Consider the following 13,088-nt stretch of genomic DNA (forward strand, 5'->3'; position numbering starts at 1 on the left):
GCACTCGCTGGCGCTTCGGGCTTGTACTCGGAGATCTACTCGAACTCGCCGAGGCGCTACGGAGTGGAATCGTTCCGCGATCGGAACCGATCCCACTCCGGCACTGTACAACGGACTTCGACCGCGCGAAACGGTCTACTTCTTTTCCGCGGCTTTCTTGAAGTCGCCGGCGGTGATCACCGAGAGGTTCTTGGGATCGAGGTATTTGCGCAGGGCGGCGTTGACGGCCGCGACGTCGAGCCCCTTGATCGCCTTCTCCAGATCGGCCTGGAACTGCATGGTCCGGCCGATGAAGAGGTTCGAGGCCAGCGTCGAGGCCAGCGAGCCGTCTTCGGTCCGGCCCATCTCCTGCTGGCGGAGGAAGCCGTCCTTGGCCTTCTTCAGCTCGTCGTCGGTGACGCCGTCCTTGAGAATCCGAGCGACCTCTTCATCGACGCCGGTCACGACCTTGGCGAGGTTCGACGGGTTGTAGATCGCGTAGATCATGATCGAGGCGCGGGGGTCGAGCGCGCTGGCGTTGAAGATCGAGGCGGCCGAGTACGACAGCCCTCCCTTGCCCCGCAGCCGGTCGGCGATCCGCGACGAGATCGAGCCGCCGCCGAGGATGAAGTTGCCCACGGCCGTCGCCGGGTATTCGGGGGCGTCGTCCTTCAGCGGGAAGATGGTCGCCGCGAAGTACACGGCGTTCTCCTTGTCGGGCGTCTCGATCGACTCCTTGACCGCCTTGATGTCGGGCTGGGCGGGCCGTTCGATGCGCTCGTACCCTTGCGACGCCTTCCAGCCCTCGAAGGTGCGGTTGAGGACCGCGAGAGCCTCGGACGGCTCGAAGTCGCCGACGATCGCCAGCTCGCCGTGCTCGGCGCCCAGGTACTCGCCGTGGAGCTTGCGAACCTGGTCGATCGTCGCGTCCTTGGTCCGCTGGATGTTCTCGTCGAGCGTCGGCACATAGCGGACGTCGTCGGGAGGATACTTCGACAACTGCCGCTGGATCCGGTTCGAGGCGATCGCGGTCGGCTCGGAACGCGAGGCTTCGAGCTGGGTGAGCTGCTCGGTCTTCAACACCTGGAACTCGGTCTCGGGCAGGAGCGGCTCGCGGAGGATCTGGCGGAGGATCTCGAGCGCGGCGGGAAGGTTGGCGCGCCGGGTCTGGATCGAGAACGTGATCGAGCCGGGGCCGCCCGGTCCGCGACCGCCGGAGATCCGGGCGAAGTTCTTATCGAGCTCGTCCTGGACCTGCTGCCGCGAGAGGCTCTTGGTGCCTCCCCGGATCATCAACTGCTGGAGGAAGTCGGCCGCGTCGATCAGGCCCTTGAGGTTCTTGGCGTCGCCGTAGTGGAGCGTCAGGGTCGCGTGCACCGACTCGCCGCGGGTCTTCTTGGGCAAAAGCGCGAGCTTTACGCCCTGGATCGCGTCGGGCCGCTTCACCCGCGCCTCGATGGCCTCGGGCTTGACGTCGAACGCCTCGCCGGCGCTCTTGACCGTGCGGCCCTTGTAGTCGGCCAGCAGCTTGTCGACTTCCGGCGTCGCCGGGATCGGCGTCCGCTCGGGCTTGGTGCTCGGGATGAAGAAGCCGACCGTGCGGTTGCTCGACGCGAAGTAGTCGGCGGCCGCCTTGCGGACCTCGGCGGGCGTCACCTTCTCGATCCGGTCGCGGCCGAGGAAGAACAGCCGCCAGTCGCCCTGCGCGGCGAGGTTGCTGAGCTGGATCGCGATCCGGTTGGGGTCGGCCAGACTCATTTCGTGGTTCTTGAGGTACTTGCGCTTGGCGCGGTCGACTTCCTCGGGGGTCACGCCGTCGCGGGCGACGTCGGCGACGATCTTGGTGATCACGTCGCGGACCTTCTCAAGCTCGGCCAGGTCCTTGGTGTTGACCTCGGCGTCGATCCCGAACGTGCCGGGGTCGTGCGCGGCGTCGGCGTAGGCCGACACGCTCGACGCCTTGCGGGAGTCGATCAGCGCCTTGTAGAGCCGTCCCGAGGGCTGCGAGTCGAGGACGTCGGCCAGAACCTGGAGGGCCGGGAAGTCGGCGTGCGGGCCGGCGGGGATGTGGTACAGCAGGCCGACCAGGCCGACGTCGCCGACGCGCCGCAGGGTCACGGTGCGCTCGCCGTCCTGGGGCGGCTCCTCGGTGTAGGTCGTCGGCAGCTTGCGGTCGGGCTTGGGGATCGCGCCGAAGTACTTGACGATGTATTCGAGGGCCTTCTTCTCGTCGAACTTGCCGGCGACCACCAGCATGGCGTTGTCGGGCTGGTAGAACTTCTTGTAGAAGGCGCGGAGGTTGTCGACCGGCACCTTCTCGATGTCGGAGCGGTTGCCGATGGTCGATTTGCCGTAGTTGTGCCACTCATACGCGGCGGCGGCCATCCGCTGCGAGAGGACCGCGCCGGGCGAGTTCTCGCCGCGCTCGAACTCGTTGCGGACGACCGAGAACTCGGTGGCGAGGTCTTCGGCCTTGATCGGGCTGTTGACCATCCGGTCGGCTTCGAGCTTGATGGCGAATTCGAGGTTGTCGTCGGTGGCCGACAGGGTCTCGAAGTAATTCGTCCGGTCGTTGCTCGTGGTGCCGTTGAACTGGGCGCCCCGCTCCTTGAAGACGGCCGGGATGTTGGGGTGGGTGGGAGTCCCCTTGAACACCATGTGCTCAAGCAGGTGAGCCATTCCGGTCTCGCCGTAGCCCTCGTGCCGCGAGCCGACGAAGATCGTCAGCGCCACGGTCACCTTGGGCCGCGACTCGTCGGGGAAGAGGAGGACCTGCAAGCCGTTGGGCAGGCGGTACTCGGTGATCCCCTCGACCGTGGCGACCTTTTTGGGGGCGTCCTGGGCGCGGGCCGTCGAGACGGCCGACCCCAGGGCCAGGGCCCAGGCCAGCGGCATGATCAATCTGTGCGCTGTCAGTCTCATGTTTTCACCTTTTCAAAATAAACGGTCGCGTCGTGCTTCGTCCCCAAGTCCGGCCGGAAAAGCCCGCTTCTCGGTCACCGATCAGCTAGTGGACGTCGCCTACCTGGTAAAACGTCTGGCCGAGCGCCCTGGCTATCGTGGCCGTGAAGGCCTCGGACGCCCGGATCGGCCACTCCTCTCGGGCGAAGGCCTTGCCGCAATCGACGACGACGGCGAACCGATATACGACGCCACCCGGACGACTGATCGGCTCGCCGGTGCGGCCGTCCCGCACCTGGGCGACGAATTCTTGTGGGCGGAAGGGCCTTCCGCACGCCGGGCAGGCGCGAGGAATCCGGGCGTCGCCGAAGACGGCGATCGCTTCGATCGTCCCCTCGTCCCAGTACTCGTCCAAGTTCCGGCCGCACCGGCAGGCCGCATCGACGAACGGGTCGATCAGTTCGGATTGGTGGTAGACGAAATCTCTCGCCACGTGGATTTCGAGGTCGTAGGACGGGTCTCCCCACTCCGGGAACGGATTGAGCGGGTATTGAAGGCCGGACTCATAGCTGCTCTCCACCGGCCAGACGAGCTTGAAGTCCTGCTCGCCCAGGGGGGCGACGTCCCGTGCCGAGCATGGGCACGGGAACGATGAGGAGCGTTGGTCCCTGGTCTGAGCGAAGCAGCCGGTCGTTCTGGCGTGCGCGTCGTCTGCGGTGGTCTTGAACGTACTGTTGTTGAAGGAATCCGTGCTCTCTCGGGGCACGAAGCCGCCGTCGAGCAGAGCGTCCACCAGCCTGCTCAACGCCTCGGCACCGGGCGCGTACGTGTTGTCTTCGGGGATCAGGTAGTGCTTGTATTCGACGCCCATTGGACTCCTCCCAGCCGCCGTGATCGAATATTCGCACGAGTCGCCCCGACCGTCCATCCCCCGGGGAGAATTAGCCGATCACGGGACCTCGGCGGGCTCCGGCTTCGGGACCTCCGGAGGCATCGGCGGCGCGGCGGGCTCGGGCGGCTCGGCCGGCTTCGGCTCGGCCGGTCGCGACGTGATCACGACCTTACCGTCCTTGATCTCGAACGACGCGATCTGGTGGAGCAGGTCGTCCCGGTCGCCCTGCTTGTCGAGTTCCAGGATGCTCGGCTTCGCGAACAGGTCGCGGATGTTGTCGGGCAGCGGCTTGCCGTCGACGTCGATCGATTCGACTTCGAGCCGCGCCGCTCCGTCCCGGATCGACGCCTTGAGTTCGGCCTCGCCGTTGAGGTAGCGGCCGCGCGTCAGACTGGTGTTGATGAACTCTTCCAGCGGAAGGCTGACGCGCGCCTTGATCTTGTCTCCCACGATCGTCAGGTAGACGCGGTCCTTGAGCTTGTCGGACTCCTGGACCAGGGCGTTGAGATCGTCGCCGGTCAGGACCAGCGGCTCGGTTTTGGCCTTGGCTTTGAGAGCCTCGCGGAACTTCCGGGCGCGTTCGACGGCGCTCTGCCGCTGCTGCTCGGTGATCTCGATCTTGGGCAAGGCGACCGGCGCCACGGCGGTGTAGTTTTCGACGTACTGCGTCAACGTCCGATAGATCACGAACGCGACGACGGCCAGGCCGAGGAGGACGACCACGAGCGAGACGATCGCGAATACGCAGCCGTAGAACCAGCAGCCGTTGCGCCTCGGCGTCGGATTGAAGGACTCGGGAGTCGCCTTGGCCGCGTCCTGAAACTCGGGGTCGTAGCTTGGCATGCGCGGTTGACTCATGGGTGGCGGACAGCCGTCGCGAACAGACCTTCCTACAAAGCCCGAAGCGCCAGCGAGTGAATGGTTGAGGCGTCCGGTTCCCCGGAGGCGATCCCCTCGCTTGCGCGTCGGGCTTGTATTTTCGATGTTCTCGCTTCGCTTCGGTTTCAGACCACCTTGGTGACGCCCGGGATCGGAATGGGCGCGACCGGGTTGGCGCCGAACTCGTACTTGGCGGGGCTCATGTCGAGCTTGGAGTTGAGGATCTGGTCGGGGGTGATGTTCTCGCCGGTGTAAGCGGCGGTCCGGCCCATGATCGCCAGCAGCGTGCTGTTGGCGGCCTTCTCGCCGTTGTTGATCGGCTTGCCCGCGCGGAGGGCGGCGAACATCTCGTCGTGCTCGACCTGGTACATGTCGGGAGTCGCCGACTTCTTGCTTCCGCGACCGGGGCGGTAGCTCCAGCTCTCAGGGCCGGTGATGCTGTTGCCGAAGACGTCGGCCATGCCCTTGGTGCCGAAGATGTAGTCCTTCACCCGGTTCGGGGTGTTGACCCAGTGGCGGCACTGGTGGGTGGCGCGGACGTTGTTCGGGAACTCGTAGACGACCGAGAAGTGGTCCCAGATGTTGCCGTACTTGGCGTCGGTCCGCGACTGCCGGCCTCCCACGCCCCAACACTGGATCGGCAGCTTGTCGCCGAGCGCCCAGCCGATGGTGTCGATGCCGTGGATCGCCTGCTCGACGATGTGGTCGCCCGAGAGCCACGAGTAGTAATACCAGTTGCGCATCTGGTATTCCATGTCCGACGAGCACTGCTCGCGGGTCCGGCGAGGCTCCCAGACGCCCTGCGAGTTGTAGGTGGTCTCGATCGACACGATGTCGCCGATCTTACCGTCGAAAACGTGCTGCATGGTCTCGCGGCGCGGGGGGAAGTACCGCCAGCAGAAGCCGTTGACCAGCGAGAGGTTTTTGGCCTTGGCGTCCTTGCAGGCCTTGATGTACATGCGAAGGCCGGGGCCGTCGACGGCCATCGGCTTCTCGACGAACGCGTTCACGCCCTTCTCAACCGCGTAGGTCAGGTGGATCGGCCGGAAGGCCGGCGGCGTGGTCAGCAGGACGAGGTCGACCTGGTCGATGACCTTCTTGTAAGCGTCGAAGCCGGTGTACTGCCGGTCCTTCTCGACGTCGACCCGCGAGCCGACGCCCGACCCCTTGAGGGCCGAGAGGCTCTCCTCGATCCGGTCTCCGAACGCGTCGGCCACGGCGACCAGCTTCGTGGCGCTGTCGGCCGTCAGCGCCTGCTCGGCCGCGCCGGTGCCCCGGCCGCCCGCGCCCACCAGGCCGATCTTGATCACGTCGCTGCCGGCCGCGTGAACCATGGGAACCCACGAGGCCGCCGTCGCCCCCGCGCTCGCCACCGCCGCCGTACCCTTCAAAAACTGCCGTCGCGAGGGAGAGTCGATCGCATCAGGTCGTTCAGTCACTACAGGTTCTCCTGATGAAGACGTTGTGCCGCCCAGCTCGTGAATCTCGACCCGAACGCGCGACAGGGCGGCCCGCCGAGACCCCGCCCGAGCCCATCCGTATGTTCCTGGATGGTTTGGGCGACGGTTGGAACTTCACGCGCCATCCTAACCTGCCGCCCCTCCCCTTGCCAAACCATTCCACCCGCCGTCGCAAGCCCGACGACCCGAAGAATTCCTCCCGGAACCCTCTTGTGGATGCCTACGAGTGTAGGTAATGTTGCCGACGTCTGTAGGTGATGAGGGTCCGGATTTTGTAGACGACGGGGCATCCAACGGAGGGCCTTGGCATGGCGGACGAGGACGTGGAGGGCGATTACGGGCCGTCGCCGTCGCAGGCGCAGCTCGCGATCATGCAGGTGGTCTGGGACCGCGGCGAGGCGACGGTGGCCGACGTCTGGAAGACCCTGGCCGAGGCCCGGCCGGTGGCTCGGAACACGATCCAGACGATGATGACGCGGCTTGAGGAGAAGGGCTGGCTGCGAAGCACGGCCGAGGGCCGCGCCTTCCTCTACCGGGCGGCGCGGACCCGCGAGCAGGTGCTGGGCGGCATGGTTAAGCGGCTGCTCGATTCGGCATTCGGCGGTTCGGCCGAGGGCCTGATCCTGACCTTGCTCAAGGAACGAGGCGTCTCGCCCGACGAGGCGAAGCGGATCCGGAAGATGATCGACGGCGTCAAGAAGACCGGAAGGAGCGACGGATGAGAAGCGCGGGATGGCTTGATCTCGGCGATGCGGCTTTCGCCCTGCTCGCCGGCGTGATGCTCGTATCCACGATGGCGATCGTCCTGGCCGGATTGATCGGCCTGGCGCTCAAACGCCGCGCCTCGGCCCGACACGCGGCCTGGCTCTGCGCCCTGGCCGTCGTCCTGCTCAGCCCGGCGTTGGCCTGGGTAGGCCCCACGCTCGCCCTGCCCCCGATCGCCTTGCCGAAGCTCGCTTCGACGATCGCGGATCGACCCGAGCGGGCGTCCTCGACCGACCCGGCTGGCGCTGGCTCATTCCCTGGAGCCGCGAGTCCGAGACGCGGGGCGAGAAGGGAAGTCCCGATCGAGGAGGTTCTGTCCTATGGACCCCCGCAGGGCGTCGTGGCCGAGAGCATCCTCTTCGTTGGAACGACCCTGCCCGCCGCCCCGGCCGCCGTTGCAGAGTCCTCTCGCTGGCCCCGGATCACCCGCGGCGCGATCGTCGCGATCTGGCTCATCGGCGCTCTGGGCCTGCTCGTTCGCCTCGCCTGGGGATGCAGAGAAGTCGCCCGGCTCCGGCGGTCGGCCCGGCCGTTCCGGTTCGGCACGGTCCTGCCAAGCGTGGCCTCCGCCCTCCGAATGAACGTCGACCGACTGCCGGCGATCGGCGTCTCGGACCGGACGAGCCAGCCGTTGACGCTCGGCCTGATCCGGCCGTCGGTTTTGATGCCGGAGGGGCTGGCGGCGAGTCTTCCGGCCGACGCCCTGCGCGACGTGTTGATTCACGAGTGCGCCCACGCGTTGCGGCGGGATACGTTGGTCGGGCTGCTCCAACGGTTCGCGGCGATCCTCTGCTGGCCGAATCCGCTGGTCCATCTGATGAACCGCGCGCTCGAATCGGCCCGCGAGGAGCTGTGCGACAACCACGTTCTGCGCGCCGCCGACCCGGCCGACTACGCGGCGAGCCTATTGGCGGTCGCCGAGCGCCGGCCGTTTGCGGCCGACTTCGACGCCCTGCTCGGCCTTCCCATGATCGCCCGTCGTGGCACCCTCGAATCGCGGATCGCCGCCTTGATCGACCCGCGCCGACATGCCGAAACCTCGACACGTCGCGGCACCGTCGCCGCCCTGGCCGTCCTGTTCCTCGCCGCCGGGGCCGCCGTCGCGGCCGTCCGATTCGGCGACGCCGAGCAGCCACTGGCCGTCGTCGCCTCTTCGAAGCCCCTCGATCCCACGAAGACCCGCATTGAGGGCGTGGTCGTCGACGAGTCCGGCAAGCCGGCGGCGGACGTAAACGTCGCGGCCTGGGGCTGGAACGAAATCCTCCGCGAAGCGCGGACGGCGGCCGACGGCCGCTTCCTCTTCGACGTCGATGCGAAGAAGTGGTTCAGCGTGGTCGCCTCGAACGCCGACGGCTCGCTGCAGGCCGTTGATCGACATGACGGCGGTGATCCGGCGATTTATCCGGAACTGAAGACGAGATTGACGCTCAAGCCTGCCCGCGAGACGACCGCACGCGTGGTCGACCTCCAAGGCGCGCCGATCGCCGACGCGACGGTCGCGGTCGCCTATCGTGGCTTCGCGACCTGGGAATACAAGACCGATGCGAAGGGCGAGGCCCGCGTTCGAATCGCCCCGGATGCGGAGTTAAGCTCCGTCGCCGCCGTCAAACCCGGTGTGGGGCTTGATTACTTCGAGAGCGAGGTCTACTGGCCGGGGCCCAAGCCCGCCCCACTGCCCGAGACCATCGAACTCGTCCTCGACGGTGCGACGGCCTTCAAGGTCAAGGTCGTCGATGCGTCCGACTCGCCTGTCCCGGGAGTCTCGGTCCTCTTTCCGGGGTTCTGGAAGCTGGGCAAGCATAGGGGAGGCAACTTCATCGGACCTGCGTTTACCCGGGTCGCGGACGGTGCAGGGGTCGCCACCTTCGATTTCATCCCCAAGATGTCGACTCAGCCGGATTTCCTTTTGGTTGAGAACGAGGACTTCGCCGTCGTGCCGGCGCTTGGAGATCGGAAAGGTCCTGGTGAGAGCCTCGTCATGCGAGTGCGGCGGAACGCATCGGTCTCCGGTCGTGTGCTTTCGGCTGACGGCGAGCCGGCGCTGGGCGTCCTGGTCCGGGCCGAGGGCCAGGGCCGGCCGTTCGGCCCGAGCTCGAATTCGAAGCGGACGGGACCCGACGGGTCGTACCTCCTCACGCTCCAGCCCGGGGCGTCGTACCTGATCGGCGTGGACGACGACCATTGGTCCGCCCCGAGTCGGGGAGGGGTCCTCCCTCAAGACGGCGATCGGATCCGGGGCGTTGATTTTCGTCTGGCGCCGGGGGCGCTCGTGAAGGGGCGGGTCACGAAGGAGAATGGTGAACCCGCGGCGAGAGAAACCATCTGCCTCCTCGAGCGGGGCGTGAACGTGGAACACTTGACGGTGGAAGTGCGCGACGGCCAGACCACGGTCTACGGCTCCAGGACCGAAACCCTGAAGCGGTGGACCAAGACCGACGCCGGAGGAAGCTTCGCGTTCCGCGTCGGGCCGGGCTCGTTCGCATTGCCCGACGAGCGAGTGAGGACCGAGCTCCGCTTCGTCCCTGACGATCAGTACACCCGTCGTTTCCACGTCGAAGGCCGGGAGGTGATCGTCCGTGATTTCAAGCTCAGGGACCGTGCCGGGGAACTTAAAGAGGAGAACTCGGTCGCGATCACGGTTCGCGACAAGGCGCTTGGAGGGGCACCGGCGTCCGGGGCGCGGATCACCGTCGCCACGAGCAATTACGAGGGAAAGATCAGTTTGATCGATTCTTTATTTATGCAAACGGATGGACACGGAGTATTCCGGATCGAGAAGTGGGCGCGGCCTTTGTACATCTTCGCCCAGTCGATCGACGGCTTGCGCGGGGGCTTCGGTACGATCGGCGTCGACGATTTCGAAGCGACGGTCTCGATCGATCAAGGGGCGACGGCCAGCGGGAGGGTGGTCTCGGAAGCCGGGGCGCCCATCCCCCGAGCCGTCCTGTACGCCTACCTCGTAGGACCTGCCGGTGTTCGGGACGAGTTCGAGGCGCTGAGTCCTACCCAGCGCAACGTCCCTCAGCTCATCGTGAAGACCGACGCCCTCGGACGCTACACGCTGAGCGGGCTTGCCGCCGGCGCGCGGGGGCACGTGTACCAAGCCCCGATCCCCGGGAAGGGGCCGAACCAGGAGCTGGGCGCGATCGACTTCGTGGTCGAGGGCCTGAAGACCGTCTCGGTTCCCGACTTGGTGTTCAAGCCGGTCAAGCCCTGATATCGGATCGCAAGGATGCGTCGCCATTGAATGGCCTTGGGCGGAGTCGAACGATCCAAGCACGAGGCGTCGGCGAGTGAGCGTCCGGAGGCCTGGGCGGATTCACTCGCCGGCGCCTCGTGCTTGGATCGCGGGTCGTCTGGATCGCCGACGATTCAGGCGTCCCGCTGAATCACATCAAGGCCGAGATCGGCTCGCCGTGGTAGACGAAGTGGGGGCGGTCCTGGGGGTCGCGCCAGGAGACGTTGGAAGGGAGGCCGAGGGCGTTGTAGATGGTCGCGGCGAAGTTCTCGGGGGGGTGCGGGTCGGATCGCGGGTAGCCGCCGATCTTGTCGGTCGAGCCGATCACGCGGCCCCCTTGCACGCCTCCGCCGGCCAGAAGGACGCTCTGGGCCGGTCCCCAGTGGTCGCGGCCGGGGAGTTTGTAGAACTCCGCCAGCCTGGAGATTTTGGGCGTGCGGCCGAACTCGCCGGCCATCACGACCAGGGTCGAGTCGAGCAGGCCGGACGCGTTCAGGTCGTCGAGCAGGGCCGAGACGGCCTGGTCGGTCGGGGGGAAAAGCTTGTCCTTGAGGTGCGGGAAGATGTTGCCGTGGTTGTCCCACGTCTCGTTGTTGCCGAGGTTCACCTGGACGAGCTTCACGCCGGCCTCGACCAGTCGCTTCGCCATCAGGAGCGACCAGCCGAACGTGTGCCGGCCGTAGCGGTCGAGCACGGCGTCGGGGGCGTGGAGAACGTCGAAGGCCTGCTTGACCTTGCGGTCGGTGAGCAGCGAGACGGCCCCCTGGCGCTCGTCGTCGAACCCGCCGGCCGCCGCCGAATTCTCGAGGGCCGAGCGCTGGCGGTCGAGCGTCGCGAGCAATCCCAGCCGGCCGGCGAGACGGCTCTCGGAGAAGCCTTCGGGCAGGCCGAGGCTCGGGGTCTGGAACCGCTTGGTCTTGGCCCCCGCCGGCGGGCGCTGCTGGTGGTCGAACTCGTACGTCGGATACGCCCCGTAGGCCGTGGGGTCGAACGGCGAGGCTTCGATGAACCAGGGGTCGTGCTTCGCCCCCATCTCGCCGCCGAACTGGCCGGGGATCGCCCGGCCGGTGGAGTGGATCAGCTTCTCGGGCAAGACCACGGCCGGCGGCAGGTTGTTCCTCGGCGGGCAGAGCGCCCCGGCGATCGACGCGATCGACGGCCAATCGCTCGGCCGGGGCTTGGTCGGATCGAAGCCCGACGGCAAGTCCGACCGCCCCGAAAGCATGATGTGGTGACCCGCCGAATGGTCGTTCGACGAATGCGTGAGCGACCGGACCAGCGACCAGAGCCCGCTCCGCTCGGCGAGCTTCGGCAAGTGCTCGCAGATCGACAGCCCCGGCGTCCGCGTGGCGATCGGCCGGAATTCGCCACGGATTTCCGCCGGCGCGTCGGGCTTGAGGTCGAAGCTGTCGAGCTGCGACAATCCCCCCGAAAGGAAGATGTAAATCACCGCCCGATCGTCGCGCCCCTTCGGCGTCGCGGGCCCGCCCATCGCCCGGAGCGCGCCGAGATGCTCGATCCCCAGGCCCAACAGCCCGACCGCGCCCGCCTGCACCGCGAGCCGCCGCGTCATCTGGGGATGCCAAGGCTGTGCTTCGCTCGTTCGCCCTGTGCGGCTCGCCATCTTTAGGGACTCCATCGACAGCCAACTTTGTCGGCTATTTGTTGGATAGAGGTTCAACTTTACTCGATTCCGCCGCCCGATGCGAGAGCATCGACGGACGGTTGGCGGATGGAGGCGTCATGGGTCGATCGATCACCGTCGAAATCTGCGTGGGCGACCTGCGCTCGGCGCTAGAAGCGGGTGAAGGAGGAGCCGACCGGGTCGAGCTGTGCGACCGCCTGGAGGTCGGCGGGACGACCCCGAGCGCCGGGACGATCGCCGAAGCGTGTCGGCGGCTGACGATCCCGGTCCACGTCCTGATCCGCAATCGCGCGGGCGACTTCGCGCCGAGCGAGCCCGAGCTGGCGGCGATGCACCACGATGTGGAAACGGCCAAACGCCTGGGCGCATCGGGCGTCGTCTTAGGGATTCTCAAGAACGACGGGACGATCGATCGCGACGCGACCGCGCGCCTGATCGAGTTGGCCCGGCCGATGAGCGTCACGTTCCACAAGGCGTTCGACCAGACTCGCGACCTGGACGAAGCCTTGGAAACCCTTGTCGAGCTGGGCGTCGACCGCGTGCTGACTTCGGGAGGACGGCCGTCGGCCGAAGCAGGCGCCGACGCGCTCGTCCGTTTGGTCGCGCGAGCCGGCGACCGCATCGGCGTCCTCGTCGCCGGCCGGCTGACGGTCGAGAACTTGGGTGGGATCGTGCGCCGGACCCGGGCGCGCGAGATTCATCTGGGCTCGGCGGCCATGGGTCTCAACGAGAGCCCCGCCGCCTTCGCGCCGCCCGACGGCTCGACTCTCGACTGGCTAGGCGTCCGGGCCGAGAGGGTGCGGCGGATCATTGAGGTCGCGGCGGATTCTGAATCGACTCTCTGTTGAGTTCCAGTCGGAGCGAAAGGGCGAATCCGCACCTACGGATTTTGCAGACGAGGCATTTATGAACGAGGCACATGCCTTGCTGACCGGCGTCCAGCGCCGCCGGGTCATACGCCTGTTCGTCTCATCGACGTTCCGCGACTTCCAGGCCGAGCGTGAGCTATTGGCTAAGAACGTCTTCTCACAGCTCCGCGCCTTGTGTGAGTCGCGCGGCATCGCCTGCTGCGAGGTGGACCTTCGCTGGGGGATCACGGCGGAGGAAGCGAGGCGGGACGAAGTGCTGACGATCTGCCTCCAGGAGGTCCAGGAGTGCCAGCCTTACTTTATCGCAATGCTCGGCGAGCGTTACGGATGGGTGCCCAAGGTGTTCCCCGCCGCCCTTCTCGTCGAGCACCCGTGGCTGGCCGGGCTCGAAGGACTGTCGGTCACCGAGCTGGAGATCATCCTGGCGACGTTGAAAACGGCGCGAGACGCGTCGTTAGCC

General features: G+C 66.8%; 8 protein-coding genes and 1 pseudogene. 4 read left to right on the top strand and 5 right to left on the bottom strand.

Going from position 1 to position 13,088, the window contains the following annotated elements:
• Positions 1 to 135: 135 nt before the first annotated feature.
• From BSF38_RS01630 to BSF38_RS01645, 4 genes are all read right to left on the bottom strand, one after another.
• Positions 136 to 2,901 carry a M16 family metallopeptidase gene (locus BSF38_RS01630; RefSeq protein WP_210405667.1) on the bottom strand — a complete coding sequence of 922 codons (2,766 nt, stop codon included), beginning with the start codon at positions 2,899 to 2,901 and terminating at the stop codon, positions 136 to 138.
• Between the two features lie 85 nt (positions 2,902 to 2,986).
• Positions 2,987 to 3,751, bottom strand: coding sequence for a hypothetical protein (locus BSF38_RS01635; protein ID WP_076343162.1), 765 nt, complete (start codon positions 3,749 to 3,751; stop codon positions 2,987 to 2,989).
• Between the two features lie 78 nt (positions 3,752 to 3,829).
• Positions 3,830 to 4,615 carry a hypothetical protein gene (locus BSF38_RS01640; protein ID WP_076343163.1) on the bottom strand — a complete coding sequence of 262 codons (786 nt, stop codon included), beginning with the start codon at positions 4,613 to 4,615 and terminating at the stop codon, positions 3,830 to 3,832.
• A 161-nt stretch (positions 4,616 to 4,776) separates the two neighbouring features.
• A complete protein-coding gene (locus BSF38_RS01645) occupies positions 4,777 to 6,090 on the bottom strand; it encodes a Gfo/Idh/MocA family protein (RefSeq protein ID WP_237170695.1) in 1,314 nt (437 codons plus the stop codon).
• 329 nt (positions 6,091 to 6,419) lie between these two features.
• On the opposite strand from BSF38_RS01645, the gene BSF38_RS01650 reads away from it, so the two are divergent.
• A complete protein-coding gene (locus tag BSF38_RS01650) occupies positions 6,420 to 6,833 on the top strand; it encodes a BlaI/MecI/CopY family transcriptional regulator (RefSeq protein WP_076343164.1) in 414 nt (137 codons plus the stop codon).
• Positions 6,830 to 10,093 carry a M56 family metallopeptidase gene (locus tag BSF38_RS01655; RefSeq protein ID WP_076343165.1) on the top strand — a complete coding sequence of 1,088 codons (3,264 nt, stop codon included), beginning with the start codon at positions 6,830 to 6,832 and terminating at the stop codon, positions 10,091 to 10,093. The genes BSF38_RS01650 and BSF38_RS01655 overlap by 4 nt, the downstream gene beginning before the upstream one ends.
• A gap of 172 nt (positions 10,094 to 10,265) precedes the next feature.
• Here the strand turns inward: BSF38_RS01655 and BSF38_RS01660 are convergent, their stop codons facing one another.
• On the bottom strand, positions 10,266 to 11,738 hold the full coding sequence (locus BSF38_RS01660) for a DUF1501 domain-containing protein (protein ID WP_076343166.1): 1,473 nt from the start codon (positions 11,736 to 11,738) through the stop codon (positions 10,266 to 10,268).
• Between the two features lie 119 nt (positions 11,739 to 11,857).
• Here BSF38_RS01660 and BSF38_RS01665 point away from each other — a divergent pair, with 119 nt between their 5' ends.
• The gene (locus tag BSF38_RS01665; protein WP_076343167.1) at positions 11,858 to 12,607 is read left to right on the top strand and encodes a copper homeostasis protein CutC; all 750 of its coding nucleotides are present in this window, start codon (positions 11,858 to 11,860) and stop codon (positions 12,605 to 12,607) included.
• A 58-nt stretch (positions 12,608 to 12,665) separates the two neighbouring features.
• A pseudogene (locus BSF38_RS32545) lies at positions 12,666 to 13,034 on the top strand (DUF4062 domain-containing protein); the annotation flags it as partial.
• Positions 13,035 to 13,088: the final 54 nt, after the last annotated feature.

The organism is Paludisphaera borealis (genome assembly GCF_001956985.1).
Taxonomy (GTDB): Bacteria; Planctomycetota; Planctomycetia; order Isosphaerales; family Isosphaeraceae; genus Paludisphaera; species Paludisphaera borealis.